The sequence below is a fragment of the Halotalea alkalilenta genome (assembly GCF_001648175.1).
GTDB lineage: Bacteria > Pseudomonadota > Gammaproteobacteria > Pseudomonadales > Halomonadaceae > Halotalea > Halotalea alkalilenta_A.
Genome location: NZ_CP015243.1, coordinates 424,839 through 444,981, shown reverse-complemented (window position 1 = coordinate 444,981; position 20,143 = coordinate 424,839). Strand labels below are relative to the sequence as shown.

18 protein-coding genes are annotated in these 20,143 nt (G+C 65.4%); 6 read left to right on the top strand and 12 right to left on the bottom strand.

What is annotated here, in order from left to right; all coding sequences use genetic code 11:
• Positions 1-310: 310 nt before the first annotated feature.
• From A5892_RS02000 to epsC, 4 genes are all read left to right on the top strand, one after another.
• Positions 311-1,192 carry an NAD(P)-dependent oxidoreductase gene (locus A5892_RS02000; protein ID WP_064121368.1) on the top strand — a complete coding sequence of 294 codons (882 nt, stop codon included), beginning with the start codon at positions 311-313 and terminating at the stop codon, positions 1,190-1,192.
• Positions 1,192-2,757, top strand: coding sequence for an aldehyde dehydrogenase family protein (locus tag A5892_RS01995; protein ID WP_064121367.1), 1,566 nt, complete (start codon positions 1,192-1,194; stop codon positions 2,755-2,757). Before A5892_RS02000 ends, A5892_RS01995 begins: the two co-directional genes overlap by 1 nt.
• A 69-nt stretch (positions 2,758-2,826) precedes the next feature.
• Positions 2,827-3,714 carry a VOC family protein gene (locus A5892_RS01990; protein ID WP_064121366.1) on the top strand — a complete coding sequence of 296 codons (888 nt, stop codon included), beginning with the start codon at positions 2,827-2,829 and terminating at the stop codon, positions 3,712-3,714.
• A gap of 27 nt (positions 3,715-3,741) precedes the next feature.
• Positions 3,742-4,479 (top strand): serine O-acetyltransferase EpsC, encoded by a 738-nt coding sequence (epsC, locus tag A5892_RS01985; RefSeq protein ID WP_082890221.1) that lies wholly within the window; start codon positions 3,742-3,744, stop codon positions 4,477-4,479.
• 20 nt (positions 4,480-4,499) lie between these two features.
• Here the strand turns inward: epsC and A5892_RS01980 are convergent, their stop codons facing one another.
• From A5892_RS01980 to A5892_RS01965, 4 genes are all read right to left on the bottom strand, one after another.
• Positions 4,500-5,414 (bottom strand): LysR family transcriptional regulator, encoded by a 915-nt coding sequence (locus tag A5892_RS01980; protein WP_064121364.1) that lies wholly within the window; start codon positions 5,412-5,414, stop codon positions 4,500-4,502.
• Positions 5,415-5,533: 119 nt separating this feature from the next.
• Complete coding sequence (locus A5892_RS01975; protein WP_223302770.1) at positions 5,534-7,708, bottom strand: putative bifunctional diguanylate cyclase/phosphodiesterase; 2,175 nt, start codon at positions 7,706-7,708, stop codon at positions 5,534-5,536.
• 174 nt (positions 7,709-7,882) lie between these two features.
• Entirely contained in the window at positions 7,883-10,093 is a 2,211-nt protein-coding gene (gene recG / locus A5892_RS01970; protein ID WP_082890220.1) for an ATP-dependent DNA helicase RecG, read from the bottom strand.
• Positions 10,027-10,983, bottom strand: coding sequence for a hydrogen peroxide-inducible genes activator (locus tag A5892_RS01965; RefSeq protein ID WP_064121361.1), 957 nt, complete (start codon positions 10,981-10,983; stop codon positions 10,027-10,029). The genes recG and A5892_RS01965 overlap by 67 nt, the downstream gene beginning before the upstream one ends.
• Before the next feature lie 189 nt (positions 10,984-11,172).
• Between A5892_RS01965 and A5892_RS01960 the strand changes: the two genes are divergently transcribed.
• On the top strand, positions 11,173-12,042 hold the full coding sequence (locus A5892_RS01960; protein WP_064121360.1) for an SDR family oxidoreductase: 870 nt from the start codon (positions 11,173-11,175) through the stop codon (positions 12,040-12,042).
• Between the two features lie 106 nt (positions 12,043-12,148).
• Here the strand turns inward: A5892_RS01960 and A5892_RS01955 are convergent, their stop codons facing one another.
• From A5892_RS01955 to A5892_RS01920, 8 genes are all read right to left on the bottom strand, one after another.
• The gene (locus tag A5892_RS01955; RefSeq protein ID WP_027350964.1) at positions 12,149-12,538 is read right to left on the bottom strand and encodes a RidA family protein; all 390 of its coding nucleotides are present in this window, start codon (positions 12,536-12,538) and stop codon (positions 12,149-12,151) included.
• 121 nt (positions 12,539-12,659) lie between these two features.
• Complete coding sequence (locus tag A5892_RS01950; RefSeq protein ID WP_064121359.1) at positions 12,660-14,789, bottom strand: RelA/SpoT family protein; 2,130 nt, start codon at positions 14,787-14,789, stop codon at positions 12,660-12,662.
• A 66-nt stretch (positions 14,790-14,855) separates the two neighbouring features.
• Positions 14,856-15,113 (bottom strand): DNA-directed RNA polymerase subunit omega, encoded by a 258-nt coding sequence (gene rpoZ / locus A5892_RS01945; RefSeq protein WP_027350966.1) that lies wholly within the window; start codon positions 15,111-15,113, stop codon positions 14,856-14,858.
• A gap of 127 nt (positions 15,114-15,240) precedes the next feature.
• Positions 15,241-15,906, bottom strand: coding sequence for a guanylate kinase (gene gmk, locus A5892_RS01940; protein ID WP_064121358.1), 666 nt, complete (start codon positions 15,904-15,906; stop codon positions 15,241-15,243).
• Positions 15,907-16,013: 107 nt separating this feature from the next.
• Positions 16,014-16,670: a glutaredoxin 2 gene (grxB, locus tag A5892_RS01935; RefSeq protein ID WP_064121357.1), complete on the bottom strand. Its 657-nt coding sequence runs from the start codon at positions 16,668-16,670 to the stop codon at positions 16,014-16,016.
• Positions 16,671-16,780: 110 nt separating this feature from the next.
• Entirely contained in the window at positions 16,781-17,095 is a 315-nt protein-coding gene (locus A5892_RS20630) for a helix-turn-helix transcriptional regulator (RefSeq protein WP_064121356.1), read from the bottom strand.
• Positions 17,092-18,411 (bottom strand): type II toxin-antitoxin system HipA family toxin, encoded by a 1,320-nt coding sequence (locus tag A5892_RS20625; protein WP_064121355.1) that lies wholly within the window; start codon positions 18,409-18,411, stop codon positions 17,092-17,094. The genes A5892_RS20630 and A5892_RS20625 overlap by 4 nt, the downstream gene beginning before the upstream one ends.
• A gap of 122 nt (positions 18,412-18,533) precedes the next feature.
• A complete protein-coding gene (locus tag A5892_RS01920; RefSeq protein ID WP_064121354.1) occupies positions 18,534-18,989 on the bottom strand; it encodes an Lrp/AsnC family transcriptional regulator in 456 nt (151 codons plus the stop codon).
• Between the two features lie 178 nt (positions 18,990-19,167).
• Between A5892_RS01920 and yedA the strand changes: the two genes are divergently transcribed.
• On the top strand, positions 19,168-20,142 hold the full coding sequence (gene yedA / locus A5892_RS01915; RefSeq protein WP_064121353.1) for a drug/metabolite exporter YedA: 975 nt from the start codon (positions 19,168-19,170) through the stop codon (positions 20,140-20,142).
• The last annotated feature ends 1 nt before the right edge of the window (position 20,143 follow it).

Below are 20,143 nucleotides of genomic sequence, written 5' to 3'. Positions count from 1 at the left end.
AGGCCGTGGTTCGACTCAAGATGTTTCCGAGTGCCCTGAGCGAGCATCGCGAGTCGAAGGGTCCTCGCCGGCTCACCGCGAGCGGGGTTGGCTCGTCCCTCGCCGGCTATCCGAGCATCCCGATCGAGCGAAGCGCATCGGGGGATACGGTCGGTTGGTATGGTCCCCAGGGTCGAATACGGCTGGTCATCGATCAGAACACTATCTCGCTTTCAATCGAACACCGCGGCTCCCGATACTGGGTCTTCGTTCGAGGCGTGCTGGCCCGAACGCCGACTTCGACATACAACCAACAATCGTGGAGCCGCGAATGAAGATCTGTGTGATAGGCCTTGGCCAGATGGGCGGCAATATGGCGCTCACCCTCAAAGCGGCGGGGTTCGCGGTCATCGGCACCGATGTATTCGAGACCGCGCGGGCGCGTCGTGCCGAGCAGGGGCTCGAGGTGGTCGCGCCGCAGGCGCTGCCGAATGCGGATGTCTATCTGCTTTCCCTGCCGACCTCGGTGCAGGTGCGCGAGGTGATCGAATCCTCCCCTGGATTGCTCGAGCGCGCGCCACGCGGCGCGGTGATCGTCGATACCTCGACCAGCGATCCCGACGTCACTCGCGAGCTCGCGGCCAAGGTCGAGGCCGCTGGGCTCGAATGGCTCGATGCGCCGGTCAGTGGTGGCCCCAAGGGCGCTGCCAGCGGAAAGATGGGCATGCTGCTCGGTGGCCGCGAGGCGACGGTCGCGCGGGTGATGCCGATGCTCGAGGCGCTTTCCGCCAAGCGCACACACGTCGGTCCCGCCGGTGCCGGGCACGTGGTCAAGCTGGCCAATAACTATCTCTGTGCCGCACACCTGATCAGCACCGCCGAGGCGGTGGCGATGGCGGCGAAGGCTGGTGTCGAGCCGAGCGCTTGCCTCGCTGGGATCAATAGCGGCTCCGGGCGCAGCGCGGTCAGCGAGGTCAACTTCCCCGAGTGGGTGCTGTCCGGGCGCTTCGATTCTGGCTTTACCACCGGGCTGATGCGCAAGGACCTGCGTCTCGCCCGTGACGCGGCGGCGGGCCTTGGGGTTTCGCTCTCACTGCTCGAGCAGGTGGTAGCGCTGTGGCACCGTGATCCACAGGCACCCACCGATACGGATGATTTCAACCGCATCGTCGAACCGATCCTGGCGCAGGCGAAAAGCGAGGACCCCCGCTGATGACTACTTCCAACCCCATCTCCCTGGATCTTCAGGCCCAGCGCCGGCTCGCGGCGCTGCTGGATCATTTCGGCCTCGCCGGCGATACGCCGCGCTCGAACTGGATCGCGGGCGAATCGCTCGGCGGCGAGGGTGAGCGTATCGCGCTGAACGACCCGGTGACCGGGCGCGAGTTGATCGCTTATCACGACGCTGGAGCCGGGTTGATCGATCGCGCGGTGGCCAGCGCCGCCGAGGCCCAGCTGGTGTGGAGCGGGCTCACCGCTTCCGAGCGAGGACGGCGGATGTACGCCGCGGCGCAGGCGATCATCGCGCAAGCTGATGCGCTCGCCGAGCTTGAAAGCCTGGTCGCGGGCAAGCCGATCAGCGACTGCCGTGGCGAAGTCGCCAAGGTGCGCGAGATGTTCGAGTACTACGCCGGCTGGTGCGACAAGCAGCATGGCGAGGTGATCCCGGTGCCGACCTCGCACCTCAACTTCGTCCGCTACGTGCCGTTCGGCGTGGTCGGCCAGATCACGCCGTGGAACGCGCCGCTGTTCACCTGCGGCTGGCAGCTCGCGCCCGCGCTTGCCGCTGGCAACGGTGTGGTGCTCAAGCCCTCCGAACTGACCCCGTTCAGCTCGGTGGCGCTGGCTGGGCTGCTCGAGGCCAGCGGCCTGCCGCGCGGGCTGGTCAACATCGTCAACGGTCTCGGGGCCACTACCGGCCAGGCGCTCACCGGCCATGATGGGATCAGCAAGCTGGTGTTCGTCGGTTCGCCCGAAAGCGGGCGGGTGATCGCTGAAGCCGGTGCCCGTCGGCTGGTGCCGAGCGTGCTCGAACTCGGCGGCAAGTCGGCCAATATCGTGTTCGACGACGCCAAGCTCGACGATGCCGTAGGGGGCGCCCAGGCGGCGATCTTCGGCGGTGCGGGGCAGAGCTGCGTCGCTGGTTCGCGCTTGCTGGTCCAGCGTGAGATATTCGATCGAGTGGTCGAGCGGCTGGCGCGTGCCGCTGCGCTGATCCCGGTCGGCCTGCCCTCGGGGCCCAGCACCCGCATGGGGCCGCTGCAGAACGCGCGGCAGTTCGAGCGGGTCACCCGGATGATCGAAGAGGCCAAGGCGGCTGGGGCGCGGGTAGTCAGCGGTGGCGGTCGTCCCCAAGGGCTGCCGGAGGGCGCCGATGGCTACTTCGTCGCACCGACGGTGCTGGTCGATGTCACCCCGGAGATGACCATTGCCCGTGAGGAGGTGTTCGGTCCGGTGCTGGTGGTGATGCCGTTCGATGACGAGCAAGAGGCGCTGGCGCTCGCCAACGCCACTCGCTTTGGCCTCGCCGGGGCGGTATGGACGCAGGATCCGGCGCGTGCCCACCGGGTCGCCGCGCAGCTGCGCGCCGGTACGGTGTGGATCAACGGCTACAAGACGATCAGCGTGATGTCTCCCTTCGGTGGCTTCCGCGACAGCGGCTATGGTCGCTCGAGTGGACTCGACGGGCTGCGCGAGTACAGCGTGGCGCAGAGCGTATGGGTCGAGACCGCCGCGCGCTCGAGCGTGGCGATGGGCTATGGCAGCGGCCTGGTGTAACGATCGAGCGCGAGCCTGGCCACGGCGGCCGGGCTCTTCATCCTGAGCGTTCGTGCAAGGAGCAAGACGATGAGTTTCGGTATCGATCATCCGCTGATCGCGGTACGCGATCTCGATCAGGCATACACGCGTGCGCGTATGCTCGGCTTCACCCTCAACTCGCGTCACAGCCACCCCTGGGGCACCGATAACCATCTGCTGTTCTTCGCCAACAACTTCATCGAATTGATCGCGATCGCCCGGCCGGAGCAGACCAGCTACGCCGATGCCAACGGCTTTCGCTTCGCTCGGCTGATCGAGGCACGCCTGACCCTTGGCGAGGGGATCGCGATGGTCGCGCTCGAAAGCGGCCAGATGGCGCACGACCATGCGCTGGTCGAGGCGCACGGTTTCTCGCCTTGGGATCCGATCGAATTTCGCCGGCTGGCTCATCTGCCCGATGGCCGCGATGTCGAGGTCGGTGTCGCCCTCGATATCCTCCATGATCCCGAACGGCCCTTCCTCACCCAGTTTCTCTGCCAGCAGCTGCGCCCGGAGCTGTTTCGCGTCGACCCGAATCTCGAGCGCCACCCCAACCAGGCAGCGCGGATCAGCGCGGTATGGTATTTGAGCGACGCGCCCGAACGCGATATCGGGCACTTCCAGGCGATCCACGGTGCTGATGCCGTCGAATCGGTGGAGGGAGGCTCTCGTGTACGTACCGAGAAGGGCGACTGCTGGCTGCTCGGCGCCGCTGCGCTCGCGGCCCGGCTGCCTTCGCTAGGCCCGCTCGCGGCCTCGCCGCCACGCGCGGTGGCGTTGAGCGTCGAATGTCTCGATCTCGAAGCCGCGGTGCAGTATTGGCGCGAGCGGGCGGTGCCCTTCGCTCGCCTGTCGGCGGGCGTGGTCGAGATTCCTCCTGAAGTGCTGGGCGGCACGCTGTTGCGCTTCGAACAGTGCGAGGAGTGCTTGCTGTGAACCCCGTTTTCGCGCGGAACCGCTGAGATGCCAAGAGAATATCGATGCGACACCCTCTGGGCGCAGATGCTGGAAGCCGCGCATGCAGCGATCCAGCGCCATCCGCTGCTGGCCGGGTACTATCGCGCCAGCCTGCTCGAGCACGATGGCTTCGCTTCGGCGCTGGCCGGCGTGATCGCGCGGACGCTGGCCTCAGAGCATGTGCCCTTCGAGGCCGCCCGCGACCAGGTGCGCGAGGCGCTGGCCGCCGAGCCGCGGATCGTCGACGCCGCCCTCGATGACATCCTGGTGCTGCTGCGCGAGGACGCCGCTATTCCTGAGCCGTTCACCCCGCTGCTCTACTTTCCTGGCTATCGCGCGCTACAGTGCCAGCGCGTCGCCCATGCCTGGTGGCAGTTCGGGCTGACCGATCTGGCAAGCTATCTCCAGTACCGTGTCGCCTGCGATTTCGCCGTCGATATCCATCCCGCCGCGCGGATCGGCAGCGGGATCTTCATCGACCACGGCGCCGGCATCGTGATCGGTGAAACGGCGGTGGTCGAGGACGGCGTCACCCTGTTCCAGGGCGTCACCCTCGGCGGCACCGGCAAGCTCGACGGTGACCGCCACCCCAAGGTGAGGCGCGGCGCCTTCCTCGGTGCCGGGGCGCTGGTGCTCGGCAACATCGAGATCGGCGAGGGCGCCAAGGTCGGTGCCGGGGCGATCGTGACCAAGCCGGTCGCGCCGGGTGACACCGTGGTCGGCCCCACCGCGCGGGTGCGCTGAGCTTCGAGAGTGGTCTGGTCTTAGTCGGCGCTGCGAAACGCCTGCATCCAGAGACGTAGATGGCGCAGCAGCGCCAGCCCCGCCTTCGGCAGTCGGCGTTGGACACGAGTGATCATGTGCGCCTGGGAGTTCTGGAATGGTGCAGCGGCGACCGGGCGGGCGACCACGGTGCCATCATCGAGCTCGCGCGCGGCGGCGAAGCGAGGCAGCAAGGTCACCGCAAGCCCCGCGACCACCGATTGGCGCAGCACCGCCATGGAGTTGGTCTCGAGTGCGATGCGCGGGCGCCGGCCCGCCTCGTCGAAGGCCTGGTCGACCAGGGTGCGGATACCGTGACCCGGGCGCCAGGCGGCAAGCGGGGTATCGGCGATCGCCTCGAAGCTCAGCGGAGTGTCGCCGTCGGCCAGCGGATGGTCGGGTGGGAGGATCATCAGCAGCGGCTGGCGGCTGGAGTGCCAGAAGCGGATGCGTGGATGCACCCGCTCGTGGAACATCAGCCCGATGTGGGCGCGGTCCTCGACTACCGCTTCGATGATATCGTCGGTGCCGGCCAGCTGGATGTCGAGGCGAATGCCGGGATAGCGCTCGGTGAACGCCTTCAACGGCTGGCCGATCAGGTCGGTGACGAAGCCCTCGCCGACCACCAGCGAGAGCGTGCCGGTCTCCATCCGCTGGTAGGTTTCGAGTCCGGCGACGAACTCGTCCTCGAGCATCCGCCTGCGCCGGCAGTAGTCGAGCACCATCTCACCCACCGCGGTGGGGCGAATACCTCTCGGTGTGCGCTCGAGCAGCGGCGCATCGAGCGCCTGCTCGAGCAGAGAGATCTGTCGGCTCACCGCCGAAGGCGCGATACCGAGTCGGGTCGCCGCCTTGCGTAGCGAGCCCGATTCCACCGTGGTGCTGAAATAGACCAAGCGCTGCTGAGGGACGTCCATCGACGACGGTCCTTGAGGAAGAAGCATCGATTGGGCCACTCGCTGGTGCGAGCGTCAATCTCTCGCCGTGTAGTCGGGCACCCGCTGGGGATCGCGGTTTTCCGGCATGACGCCGGCGTCTAGATGGGATCGACGAACTTCATCGTGAATTCGGCGGCCGGCATCGGCTTGCCGAACAGATAGCCCTGCGCTTCGACGCAATCGTTGTCGATCAGGAAATCCAGCTGCTGCTGCGTCTCCACGCCTTCGGCGATCACATCGAGATCGAAGCTCTTACCCAGGTAGATGATCGCTTTCACTACCGCTGAGTCTTCGGCGTCCGAGTTGACGTTGCGAATGAACGAGCGGTCTATTTTCAACCGGCTCACCGGATAGCGCTTCAGCAGGCCGAGCGATGCGAAGCCCGTCCCATAATCATCGAACGCGAGGCCGACACCGAGCTCGCGCAGTCTATGCAGAAGCCGAAGCGTGGTGTCGTCGTTGCGCAAAAGGATGTTCTCGACGATCTCGAGCTCGAGCGAATCGCCGGGAAGCTTGGTTTTGGCCAGTACCTCCTTGACCACGGAGAAAAGCCGCCCCGAGCTCAGCTGCGCCTCGAACAGGTTGACGCTGATACGAAAATCGGGAATTTTCGTCCGCCATTTGGCCGCTGTTTCGCAGGCGCTGCGCAGCACCCATTCCCCCACGGCATTGGCGGAAGGCTTCGCGATCAGCACATCCATGAACGATGCAGGCGTCAGCAGGCCGCGCTTGGGATGACGCCACCGCATCAGCGCCTCGGCTCCGACCACCCGCTGTGTGCCGGTCACGACCTGAGGCTGGTAGAAAAGCTCGAATTCGCCATTCTCGAACGCGAGCTTCAGTTCATGCTCGAACGCCCTTCGTGCGATGGCGACTTCGCGGAAAGATGGCGTGAACAATTCATAGCGGCCTCTCCCCGCGGCTTTCGCCTGGTACAGCGCGAGATCGGCGGCGCCGAGCAGCTCTTCAGGGTGCGTGCTGTGGTTGGGGGCGAGCGAGACGCCGATGCTCATCCCGATCCTGATCGACCTGCCGGCGAATTCGAACGGCAAGGAGGCGGCCGCTACCAGCCGCTTGGCGGTCATCCTCGCCGCTCGGACATCATTACCTGGAAGCAGCGCCACGAACTCATCGCCGCCGAGGCGCGCGAGCATGAGCGCATTGGTGCAGTTGTCCTCGATGCGTATGGCCATCTCTTTCAGCACCGCGTCGCCGGCGGAGTGGCCGAATGTATCGTTGACCTCCTTGAAGCTGTCCAGGTCGAGGAGCAGGACCGTTACGGGCCTTGCTGCGGCCAACGACTCCGCCAAGCAGACGTTCCATGCGCCGCGATTGAACAGATTGGTGAGGGAGTCGAGCGATGCGAGTCGAAACAGCCGCTCCTCGTGCTGCTGGCGCTCAGTGGCATCCCGCACGATGGTACCTATGCAAGGCCTGTGGTTTTCTTCCCACAGCGCAATTGAAAACTCGGCTGGGAATTCGCTGCCATCCTTGCGCAGCCCCGAAAGCAGTATCGAATTACTGCCCAGCTCCTTTTTCTTCGATCGCTGCAGTTTTCGAAGCTCGGCGTCGTAGAGATCCCTGCGGCCGTCGGGAATGATGATGGTAATGGGCAGCCCCATGACCTCCTTGGCCGAGTAGCCGAAAATCTTTTCCGCCGATGGGTTCCAGTAGGTAATCCGGTTGTTGGCATCGGAACAGACGATGGCATTGGGAGAGGCGGTGGCAAGGCTATCGAAGCGGGCCTGATTGATCTGCTTGAGGTGATCGAGGCGACGCAGCTCCATCCTCTCCATGATCAGCGCCGCCAGGTCGGAAAGGTTCTGGCGATCTTCGTCGCTGAAAGAAGGATGCGGTTTGGCGTCGATCAGGCAGACGGTGCCGATCTTCTCGCCCGTTGGCGTGACCAGAGGCTTGCCCGCGTAGAATCGTATGAAGGGCGAACCGATGACCAGGGGATTGGAAGAGAAGCGCGGGTCACTCAATGCATCGGGTATGAAAAGAATGTCGTCCTCGACGATGGTGTAGGAGCAAAAAGAGATCTCGCGGCTGGTTTCGCAAATATCGAACCCGACGTGGGCCTTGAAGAACTGCCGGTCGCTTGCCACCAGCGAAATCAGCACGATCGGAACATCGAACAAGCGCGCGGCGAGCGCGGCCAAGCGATCGAAATCCCCCGTAGGCGGCGTGTCCACGAGATGATACTCGTCCAACGTGAGCAGACGCTGCTCTTCATCGATAGGCATTGGGTAAAGCGGGGAGTCGATGTTCACGGGGTTGGTCGCCTGTCCGGTCGCAGATCCTGTCCCACAGCGTAGGCTGATAGTCCCAGGGTCTGCCAATGCTCGTCAGCCCCCGTCCACCCCCGCGTGGTTTCGCCAGGATGGCGCTCGATGGGGCAACCGCACGCCTGCGACGCTTGTCTCTCCCGGCCAGGTGCCGGGCGATCACACCGCTCCGTAGCGGTTGGCCTCTTCGCCGAGCCAGCGGCGAATCAAGGGGGTGACGGATCGAGGGTGGGAATCGACCAGCTCGGCGGCGAGGCGGTGGACGGGTTCGAGCAGCGGGCGATCACGGACGAGGTCGGCGATCTTCATCCCCATCAGCCCGGTCTGGCGGGTACCGAGCACCTCGCCTGGACCACGCAGCTCCAAATCCTTCTCGGCGATCTTGAAGCCGTCGTTGGTCTCGCGCATCACAGCGAGGCGTTCGCGGGAGTGATCCGAGAGCGGGGGATGGTAGAGCAGTACGCAGAAGCTTTCGGTGCTGCCGCGTCCGACCCGGCCGCGCAGCTGGTGCAGCTGGGCGAGTCCCAGGCGCTCGGGATTCTCGATGATCATCAGGCTGGCATTGGGCACGTCGACGCCGACCTCGATCACCGTGGTGGCGACCAGCAGGTCGAGCTCGCCGGCCTTGAACGCGGCCATCACCTCGCTCTTTTCGCTCGCCTTCATTCGTCCATGGACGAGGCCGATGGCGAACTCGGGCAGTGCCTCTTCCAGCGCGGCGAGCGTCGCTTCGGCGGCCTGGCTCTCGAGCGCTTCGGACTCCTCGATCAGGGTGCAGACCCAGTAGGCCTGACGGCCTTCGCTGCAGGCGCTCCTGATCCGCTCGATCACTTCCTGGCGGCGGTTGTCGGCGACGGCAACGGTCTTCACCGGGCTGCGTCCCGGGGGGAGCTCGTCGATCACCGAGAGATCGAGATCGGCATAGGCGCTCATCGCCAGCGTGCGTGGAATCGGGGTCGCGGTCATCACCAGCTGGTGGGGGGTGATACCCGCGGCTTCACCCTTCTCGCGTAGCGCCAGGCGCTGGTGGACGCCGAAGCGGTGCTGCTCGTCGATGATCGCAAGCCCCAGCCGATGGAAGCGCACGTCAGCCTGGAACAGCGCGTGGGTGCCGACCACCACTTGGGCGCGGCCATCCTCGATCGCCGCTTTGGCATCGAGGCGCTGCTTGCCTTTGAGCCGCCCCGCGAGCCAGGCGACGTCGAGGCCGAGCGGTTCGAACCAGGCGCGAAAGCTCTTGTAGTGCTGCTCGGCGAGAAGCTCGGTGGGCGCCATCACCGCGGCTTGGTAGCCGTGGGCGGCGGCGCTCAGCGCGGCCACCGCCGCGACCACGGTCTTGCCCGAGCCGACATCGCCCTGGACCAGCCGCAGCATCGGGATCTCGCGTTCGAGATCGCGGTCGATCTCGGCCAGCACCCGGCGCTGGGCGCCAGTGAGCGAAAACGGCAGCGCGGCGAGAAAGCGCGCCTTGAGCCCGTCGCCCCCCTTGATCAAAGGGGCGGTGTCGCGCTGGATACGGCTGCGCACCTGACGCAGGCTGAGCTGGTGGGCGAGCAGTTCCTCGAAAGCGAGCCGGCGCTGGGCGGGGTGGGTACCGGCCGCGAGCTGATCGAGCGAAGCGTCGGGGGGCGGATGGTGCAGATATCGGATCGCGTCGTTCAGCGCGAGCAGGCTGAAGCGCTCGCGCAGCGGTTCGGGCAGCAGCTCCGGGAGCGAGCCGGGGTGCGCTTCGTAGCGTTTGAACGCCTGCGCGATCAAGCCCCGCAGGCGCATCTGAGTCAACCCTTCGGTGGTCGGGTAGATCGGGGTCAGGCTCTCCTCGATCTCGCCATCGGCGCTGCGCTCTACGGTAGCGGAGAGCAGTTGGTATTCGGGGTGGTAGACCTCGAGCCCGGTGCTGCCGGCGCGCGCCTCGCCGAACAGCCGTACACGGCTGCCGCGGGCGAACTGCTGGGCCTGGGCGGGGGCGAAATGGTAAAAGCGCAGCGAAAGAATGCCGGTGGCATCCTTGAGTCGCACCAGCAGGCTGCGGCGCCGGCCCTGGATCACATCGCAGGCGGTGACTTCACCTTCGACCACCGCCTCCTGGCCCGCGCGCAGCTGGCCGATCGGGGTCAGTCGGGTGCGGTCCTGGTAGCGCAGTGGTAGGTGGAAAAGCAGGTCGGCGATCGAGTCGAGGCCCAGCCGGGCCAGCTTTGCCGCCATCGCGTCACCCACACCGGCCAGCTCGGTGACCGGCTGGTCGAGCTCGCTTTGGTGCGTACTCGTCTCGGGGTCCATACGAGCGCGCTCACGCGCCGTGCTCATGCAAGGGCCTTGCGCGTGGTTGCCCGGGTCGGCTCGCTGACCGCGTCGAGACGCGGCCTGCAGCGTTCGATCGCGGTGGTCAGCGCATCGATCGCCTTGGGTCGCGGAAAACTGGTGCGCCAGGCGATCGCCACCGAGCGCGAAGGCGCGGGAGCCTTGAACGGCCGGGTTTCGAGCAGCCCATCCTCGTAGAAGCGCAGCCCAGTGGCCGAGCGTGGCAGCACGGTGATGCCGAGGCCGGAGGCGACCATGTGGCGAATCGTCTCCAGCGAGCCGCCCTCGGCGATCAGGGTATTGCTCGGGCTGTTGATCCGCGCGTTGAGCGCAGGACAGGCCTCGATGATCTGGTCACGGAAGCAGTGCCCTTCCCCGAGCAGCAGCAGGCGCTCCTCGAGCAGCATCTCCTTGTCGATCTCATCGAAGGCGAGCCAGGGGTGGCCCTTCGGCAGCAGTACCTCGAAGGGCTCCTCGTAGAGGGTCTTGGTCAGCACGTCCGGCTCGGTGAACGGCAGCGCCACCACGATCACGTCGAGATCGCCCGCGCGCAGCTTGCGTCTCAGCTCGCCGGTGAGGTTCTCCTCGATGTAGAGCGGCATCTGAGGCGCGAGCTCGGAGAGCATCGGCACCAGGTGGGGGAAGAGATAAGGTCCGATGGTGTAGATCGCGCCGATGCGCAGGGGGCTGCCGAGCTGGTCCTTGCCTTCGCTGGCGAGTTCCTTGATCACGTTGGCCTGCTCGAGCACGCGAGTGGCCTGGGCGACGATCCGTTCGCCCATCGGTGTCACCTGGACGGTCGACTTGCTGCGCTCGAAGAGCGCGATGCCGAGTTCTTCCTCGAGCTTCTTCACCGCGACCGAAAGCGTCGGCTGGGAGACGAAGCAGCGCTCCGCGGCGCGGCCGAAGTGGCGCTCCTGGGAAAGCGTCACGATGTAGCGAAGTTCTGTTAGAGTCATGAATCCCTTCCAGTCGGGCGCTGCCGTCGACGCCAGTGAGCGATGGCTACCCGACTAGGGTGCGACTCACAAGCGTGGTTGGCACTCCAGGTCGGCCTGGTGAGACGTTCATCATGGCGTACGGCGGTCGTCGCGATGAAGCGTCTTAGCATCGCATCCACCTCGTTTTTACCAAGGAGCGGTATAAAGGTGAACAGTACGATTCTGATTCTTGGCTGTGGTGACGTCGGCGGTGCGCTGGGAAAGCGCCTGCTCGACGCGGGGCATCGGGTGATCGGTGCACGTCGCAACGTGGCCATGCTGCCCGCCGGCATCGAACCTCTGGCGCTGGATGTCGGTGCAAACGAGCCGCTCGAGTCGCTGCCCGATGCGGATATCCTAGTATACGCTATCAGTGCTGATAGATTCGAAGAGAGTGCCTATCGCAGCGCTTATCGAGACGGTCTCGACGCGGTATTGAAGGTTTTCGAGAACCGCGAGCACAAGCCGAAGCGAGTGCTGTTCGTCTCCTCCACCTCGGTCTACGCGCAGCAGCAGGGTGAGACCGTCGACGAGCGAAGCCCTACCGAACCCAGCGGCTTCTCCGGTCAATTGATGGTCGAGGCCGAACGCCGGCTGATCGAGAGCCCCTTGCCGGGCAGCGTGGTGCGTTTCTCCGGCATTTACGGGCCTGGTCGCGAGCGGCTGATCCAACAGGTGCTCGAGGGCCGAGTGGCGCCCTCGGCGCCGGTGATGTACTCCAACCGCATCCACCGCGACGACTGCGTCGGCGTGCTCGATTGGCTGATCGCACGGGCGCTGAGCGGACAGCCGCTCGATGATGTCTATCTCGGTAGCGACTGCGAGCCCACTCCGATCAGCGAAGTGATGGGCTGGCTGGCCAAGCGGCTCAAGGTCGAGCCGAGCAGCGTGATCCAGTCGCCGCTGCGCCGGCGGGCGAGCAAGCGCTGTTCCAACGCGCGGCTGGTCGAACTCGGCTATCGCTTCACCTACCCTAGCTTTCGTGACGGTTATGAGCAGGTGATCAAGGAAGCTGGCTTGGGCGCCACCGTGCGCTGATCGATCAGCGCGCGGCGGGCAAGTCCTCGATGCTCTCCGCGCCGGCCTTCAGCGATGCCCGGACTCCGCTGAAGGCTGGGTAGCGCCCGCTGCGATGGCGACGCGGTCAGTCGCCGATCACCATCACCGCTTCCGCCTCGAACTGGCTGCCCTTGGGCAGCGCCTTGACGCCGACCGCTGCGCGGGCGGGGAAGGGCTGGGTGAAGAACTCTTCCATGATCTGGTTGACCTTGCCGAAGTTGTCGAGGTCGGTTAGGTAGAGGTTCAGCTTGACGATCTCACCCAGCGAGCCGCCGGCGGCCTTGCACACTTCGGCGAGGTTGGTGAATACCTGGCGCGCCTGGACCTCGATCTCGCCACCGACCAGCTCCATGGTCTTGGGGTCGAGCGGGATCTGGCCCGAGAGATAGACGGTGTTGCCGGCCTTGACCGCCTGGGAATAGGGGCCGATGGCGGCGGGAGCGTTGTCGGATTGGATCGCAGCGCGGTTACTCATGGTCTCTCCTGGAATTGCAGCGGCGGAAACAAGAAAACGCCCTGGAAAATGAGGCGTCGAAAGGTCGATTTCATCACAATGCGGCGGCGCGCAGTAGCCCTTGAGAGCGCTCCTTAAGCGCTCAGCGCTGGATCACCCGGGTGACGCGCTCGATGTGGGTCAGGTTGCGCATGCGCTTGATGATCCGCGCCAGGTGCACGCGGTCGCGTACCATCAGCACGATATGGATCACCGTCAGGCGAGCGTCGTGCTCCTCGGTATCGATCCGCTCGATGTTGGCGTCGGCGTCGTCGACCAGCGCCGCCAGCTCGGCGACCAGGCCCCGGCGGGTTTCGATCTCAAGGCGCAGTGCCGAGGGCAGCTCCTGGTCGAGCCCGCCTGGCCAGTCGACCTCGACGCTCTTCTCCGGATCGGCGAGCAGTCCGACCAGGTTGCCGCACTCGCGTCGATGGATCACGACGCCCTTGCCGCTCGACAGATGGCCGACCACGTCGTCCCCCGGCAGCGGGTAGCAGCAGCGTGCGAAGGTGATCGCGCTGTTGTGGTCACCGACCTCGATCGCCAGCGGCTGCATCTCCGGCAGCGGTGCCAGGTCGCCGCCGATTTCGGCCTGGGCCAGACGGCGGGCGATGCTGTAGGTGACCCGGCCGCCGAGGCCGATGGTGTGGTAGAGCTCGTCGGCGTCCTCGAGGTTCTCCTCGTGGAGCAGTGCCTCCATGATCCCCGGCGGCAGCTGGTCGATGCTCAAATCGAAGGCGGCCAGCGATTTGTTGAGCAGCCGCCGGCCGAGCAGGATCGAGTCGCTGCGCTGCTGGTGCTTGAGGAAGTGGCGGATCGCCGAGCGCGCCTTGGCGGTGACCACGAAACCGAGCCAGTTCTGGTTCGGCTTGGCCCCGGGCGCGGTGATGATCTCGACGGTCTGGCCACTGGCGAGCGGCATCGACAGCGAGGCGAGGTGGCGGTTCACCCGGCAGGCGATACAGGCGTTGCCGACGTCGGTGTGGACCATGTAGGCGAAGTCCACCGCGGTGGCGCCGCGCGGCAGCTCCATGATCTCGCCCTTGGGGGTGAACACGTAGATGTCATCGGGGAACAGGTCGTTCTTGACGTGTTCGATGAACTCCAGCGAGTTGCCTGCGTGGCGCTGCATCTCGAGCAGGCCCCGCACCCATTCGCGGGCCCGGGCGTGGCTGCCCGAGGCGATGGGCTGGGCGGTCTGGCCGGCCTTGTAGAGCCAGTGCGCGGCGATCCCATTGTTGGCCATCGCCTCCATGTCGCGGGTGCGGATCTGCACCTCGATTGGATAGCCGTTGATCCCGAACAACGTGGTATGCAGGCTCTGGTAGCCGTTGGCCTTGGGGATGGCGATGTAGTCCTTGAACCGCCCCGGCACCGGCTTGTAGAGGTTGTGCACCGCGCCGAGGATGCGATAGCAGGCATCGACGCTGTCGGTGATGATACGGAAGCCGAACACATCCATCAGGTCGGTGAAGGATTTGTGCTGGTCACGCATCTTGCGATAGATCGACAGCAGGTGCTTCTGGCGGCCGACCACCGTGCCCGGCAGCTGTTCGTCGTCGAGGCACTGCTGGAGCGTACTTTGCACCTGGCGCACCAGCGAGCGGCGGTTGCCCCGGGCGCGCACCACCGCGCGGCGGATGCGTTCGGCGCGCATCGGGTGAATCGCCTGGAAGGAGAGGTCCTCGAGCTCGACGCGGATGGTGTTGATCCCGAGGCGGTCGGCGATGCGGGCATAGATATCGAGCGTTTCGCGGGCGATCCGGCGTTTCTTATCCGGACGCAGCGAGCCGAGGGTGCGCATGTTGTGCAGCCGGTCGGCGAGCTTGACGATGATCACCCGGATATCGCGGGACATCGCCAGCACCATCTTCTGCAGGTTGTCGGCCTGGGCGACCGCCTTGTCTTCGTAGGCGATCTTGGCGAGCTTCGATACTCCGTCGACCAGATTGCCGACCTCCTCGCCGAACTGCTCCTCCAGCGCCTCGCGGGTCACCCCGGTGTCCTCGATCACGTCGTGCAGCATCGCGGCCATCAGGCTCTGATGGTCCATGTGCATGTTGGCGAGGATGTTGGCGACTGCGAGGGGATGGGTGACGTAAGGCTCGCCCGAGCGCCGGCGCTGGCCGTCGTGGGCCTGCTCGGCATAGTAGAAGGCACGCTTTACCTGGCGGATCTCTTCTTCTGAGAGATAGCCTTCCAGTCTATCGGCGAGATCATCGATGGTGAACATGGCGCGCGGGGGAGCGTGGCACGATGCACGCCCGAGGCGAGAGGCCCCGGAGCGCGCATGGGGCCTTTAGAGGTCGAACTCGGGCTGCGGCTCTGGTCGGATACGGGGCGGCGGAGCCTCGATCGGCTCGTCGAGTACGGCAACCGTGACCTGGCCAGCGGCGATCTCGCGCAGCGCCATTACGGTGGGCTTGTCGTTTTCCCAAGGTAGCTCCGGGGTGCGCGATCCGCGAGCGAGCTGGCGGGCGCGCCGGCTGGCGATCATCACCAGTTGGAAGCGGTTTTCGACGTTCTCGAGACAATCTTCGACGGTCACTCGCGCCATGGCATATCACCTGCTGTGAGCGTTTTACGGAAAAACGTGGGATCGAAGCCACGGGCAGCGCGCGGCGGCTGGCCGCACTTGCCTTCCACTTTAGGCGATCCCACGGGCGATTCAAAAGAGGGCGAGTCTACTCGAGTGCATCGACCGGTGACAAGAGCGCATCGAGAAGCGCGCCGCTGCGCCGATGAACCCTGCTCGTTCGTGCGCGTTCGGCGCGGATCACGCTTTCGAGCTCGGTCAGCGCATGCTCGAACACGTCGTTGAACACCAGGAAATCATACTCGTCATAGTGGGACATCTCACTGACCGCTTCTTTCATCCGTCGCGCGATGGTCTCGGCGGAATCCTGGCCGCGGTTGCCGAGACGCTGCTCGAGACTGGCGAGCGTGGGCGGCAGGATGAAGATCGACAGTGCATCGGGCAGCTGCTGTCGTACCTGGCGCGCGCCCTGCCAGTCGATCTCCAGGATCACGTCCTCGCCGCGTGCGAGCCGGCTCTCGACCTCCAGTTTCGAGGTCCCGTAGAGGCGATCGAAGACCCGCGCGTACTCGAAGAAATCGCCGGCCTCGATCATCGCCTCGAAGCGTGGCTGATCGACGAAGTGGTAGTTGATCCCATCACGCTCGCCGGGGCGCATCGCTCGGGTGGTGTGCGAGACCGATACGCCGATTCCTTCGAGACGCTCCAGCAACGCAGCCACCAGGCTGGTCTTGCCCGCGCCGGAGGGCGCGGAAACGATGAACAGCGTGCCACGCTCGGTCGGCGCACTGGACGAAGCGGTATCAATGGACATGAAACGAAAACCCGAGTTTGACCAGCGGATATTATCGCACATATCCCATCCCCGATCGCCAGCGCGTCTGCCCTGAAATGCCCCCTGCGCAGGCAGCCGTCCGTTCGTTATGCCGAGACGGCGATATCGTCGTGCAGCGGTACTTCGGTGAGCTGGGCCATCGCCTGGCGATACGCCTCTACCTTCGCCGGGTACTCGATGCCGCGCACGATCGAGAGCATCCGCAGCGTGGGGAAGAGCTCGAAATCATCGGCAGAGAGTATCCCATTGACCGCCTGCGACGAGAGGATCAGCGGCTCGAGCTCGTTGAGCCAGCGCTGCATCTCCTGGATCAGGGCGCTCGAGTTGGCGAGCTGTTCATCGAACGGGCCGATCATCGCCTCCTTGTTGCGGGTGAAGAAGGCCACTGCCTCGGGGGTGGCGAAATCGCCCAGCGGCGCGCGTACCCAGCGCGGCATGCTGAGCCGCATCAGGGTCGGGCCGGCCGCGCTGCACCAGCGCTGGATCTCGGGGTTGGTCGGGCCAGCCAGCACCGGCGCGCCGCCGAAGTTGTCGTCGATGTAGCGGACGATATCCATGCTTTCGCCCAGATAGCTGCCATCGTCCTTTTCGAGAATCGGCAGCATCTTCTTGCCGATCATTCGCGTCGGTGTCTCGATGTCGTCGTTGAGCAGGGTGATCAGCTCGAAGGGCACGTCCTTGAGCCCGAACACCATCCGCGCCTTGATGCAAAACGGGCAGTGGTCATAGACGTAGAGTCGCATCGGGGTCCTCGTCTTTCATGGTGGAGCGCAGCCCTGGGGCATCGCGCGAAGGCTTCATGCCAAGGAATCGATCGATATGGGGGCGCGATGTGGGTGCACAAGGGACCGAGCTAAACCTCGGGCGCGCTCGAGGCGAGCAGCAGCGAGAGCAGTTCGGGACTGCGCGGCAGCAGCGCGCTGCGCAGTCCGAGCGGGCGGAATACCGCATCGAGCACGGTCTGGGTGGGCTGGGCGCTGCCGTTCTCGATCGCTGAAAGCGTACGGCGGCTGACGCCTACCAGCTTGGCGTACTGCTCCTGGCTCAGCCCCAGGGCTTCCTTGCGTAGCCTTTGAAGCAGCGCCCCTTGGCTGATGTCGCCCGCCAGCAGCTGCCTGACCAGTTCGAGCAGCAGCGCCTCGCGCGGACTCGGTTCGATCTCGCTCACGGCAACCTCCAGGTGTTGATCCGCTGGTCGAGATTGCCCAGGCCAACGTTCGGCATGTCGAGGATCGAAGATGGCACCCCTCGCGTCTCCAGGCGATCGCGCAGGCCGACCAGCTGTCGCGCAAGGCGCCCCAGTGCGTCCAGCAGGCGCTCCGGTTCGACCAGGTCGACGAGCTCGGCGGCGATGGCGTGCCAGTCGAAGCGCCCGCCACTCTCGAACGGTTGTCCCCAGGTGGTCGTTCGGACGATGCCTTCGGGATCGGCGCGCATGGGGGCGAAGTCGTAGACCGGTGCCAGGGTGACGCCCTCGGGACGCTTGATCAGCGCACTGTTGCGGCCATGGTTGTCGGCGTTGCCGAAGGCGATGTTCAGCAAGTCTCGCTTCACCCATTCGATGGTGAATCCGGCTTGGTCGAAGCCCTGGTCGTGCTCACGCTGGGCAAGGAGCCGGGCCAGCGTGCGGATCACCGTGAACTGGTTGAGATACTCCCCCGGCCCCCTATCGAGCAGCGAGTAGATCGACTCCAACCCGTAGCGCTCCAATCGCCCTTCGCGTTCGCCGACGTCGAAGCGTGGCAGCCATAGCGAGGGGTAGCGCGTTCCCTCCCGCAGCTCCATCCCCTCGGTCGCGATGGTTTCGATGCCGAGCGAGTTCAGCTCCTGGTAGTAGTGGTACTCGGTACGCAGGATGTCGGCATCGATGGTGCCGCGAGCGCCGCGGGGGAACTTGACCAAGTAGTGGCGATCGAGACAGATGTCGTCATCCTGGCGTGCATCGATCCATATGCGCTCGTGGTCGTCGCGCCGCAGCAAAAGCTTTGGCGCTTCGCCTCCCGCGCCGGTGGCACCCCCGCTGGCAGCACCGTGCATCTGGGCGTATTCGAGAAAGTCGGTATCGCGCTCGACCACCTCGTTGAGTCCGAAGCGCTGGGTCGAGGCCTGTTCGGGAACGGCTTGTGCGATGCGCAGATTGCCTACCGGGGCGATGGTCCCGCGGCTGAGCAGCTCATAGTCCTGCTGGTGAGGCTCCAGGTTGGTCAGGCCGAGGTAGGCGATCCAGAACCTGCGTCCGGCGCCGCTTGGCATGATGTCATCGAGGAAGCCGAACCAGTGCGGCGAACGATGCACCAAAATCAGCTCCACGGGCAGACGCAGGCTGCATGCGGGCAGGTCGTCATGGCCCAGCCAGTCACAAGCGTAGAGCGGGTCATACTCGAGCCTTGCCGGCCCGGCTCGACCGCGTGATGGATCATCAACCATGAGCTGCGCGGCGTCATGCCACCTACCGTGGTGATGGGCTTGGATGGTGAGCGCCATGCGTTGATCCCCGGTTGGGCAAATATTTGCTCTAAAACCTAGGCTAGGGCAGTTGAATGAGCAAAACAATGCTCATTTTTAGCGAAACAGAAATTAAATGAGCAAATAGTCGCTCATCTTCATCACGGTCGTTCGTCGGGGGCGAGGTGATCCAGGTCCAGTTCCCGGTCGATCGGCGTCGAGAGCACCACGGAGGTCCGGGTTTCACCATATCGACCTAGCCGGTCGATCAGCGCTTCGAGTTCGCCAGCGTCGGCCAGCCGGGCTTCGACCAGCGTACAGGCCTCGCCGGTGATGCGCCGGCAGCGGGTGATTTCCGGCCATTTTGCGAGCTGGGCGATGATCCGCTCGTTGTCGCGATGGGGCAGGGTGAGCAGGATCACGCACTCGATCGGCGCGCCGATGCGGGCGGGGTCGATCTCGGCCCGGTAGCCCTTGATCACGCCACGCTCCTCGAGGCGGGCGACGCGCTCCGCCACCGCGGGCGCTGAGAGTCCGACGATACGGCCGAGCTCGGCGTAGGAGGTGCGCGCGTTGGCTTGCAGGGTCTTGAGCAGTCGACGGTCGTAGCGGTCCATTCGGTCTTCGCAGGCAGGCAAAAAAAGAAAATGAAGGTCACGCGTTAAATCGGTGCTGAACCGCTGGGTATACCGATGAATCGAAAGCCGCGGGGCGGTATTTCCTTCGAACGGCGATTAAGCGAGCCGCTGACCAAGCCTATGCTGAGGCTCTTGTCGATCACTGTCGAGACTCCCAATGAACGATTCCTCCGCGAGCGCCGGTGAAGCCAGCGGCAGCCCGCTGCTGCTGGCGGGCGCTTTCCTGGCCCTCTACTTGATCTGGGGCTCGACCTATCTGTTCATCGGCGTCGGCGTTTCCCACTGGCCGCCGCTGCTGTTCGCTGGGGTGCGCTTTCTAATCGCCGGTGCCTTGCTCTACGCCTGGTTGAGGCTGCGCGGGCATCCGGCGCCCAGCGCCCGTGAATGGCGCGGCGCCGCGGTGATCGGCCTGCTGCTGCTCGGGATCGGCAACGGTGGGGTATGCATCGCCGAGCATCGCGGTGTGGCATCCGGGGTTGCCGCGCTGTCGGTCGCGACGGTACCGCTCTTCGCCCTGCTGTTCGCCGCGGGCTTCGGCCTGCGCGCACGGCTTGGGGAGTGGCTGGGGATCGGCTTTGGCATCATCGGCATGGCGCTGCTCAACCTGGGGGCCAATCTTGCTGACAATCCCCAGGGCTCGGCGCTGCTGCTGGTGGCCGCGGCGGCCTGGGCATTCGGTTCGGTGCTGAGCAAACGGCTTTCGCTGCCGCAGGGCATGATGGCGAGCGCGGCCGAGATGCTATGCGGTGGTGCGGCGCTGCTGGCGGTGGGGCTGGCGAGTGGTGAGCGGGTCACCGCCATGCCCGGCCTGGCCGGATGGCTGGCGCTCGGCTACCTGGTGGTGTTCGGCTCGCTGGTCGCATTCAGCGCCTACGTCTACCTGCTCGCCAACGTTCGACCGGCAGCGGCGACCAGCTATGCCTACGTCAATCCGCTGGTCGCGGTGGCTCTGGGCATCGGCTTCGCCGGCGAGCGGATCAGCGGTTTGGAACTGGTGGCGATGCTGGTGATCGTCACCGGCGTCCTGCTGGTGACCCTGGGCGGCCGTACCCGGCCAATGATGCGGGAGGCACCGGCCGGGGCCACAGCGAAGCCGCTGGCCCAGCGATCGCCGTGCGACGGCGATCGCTAGG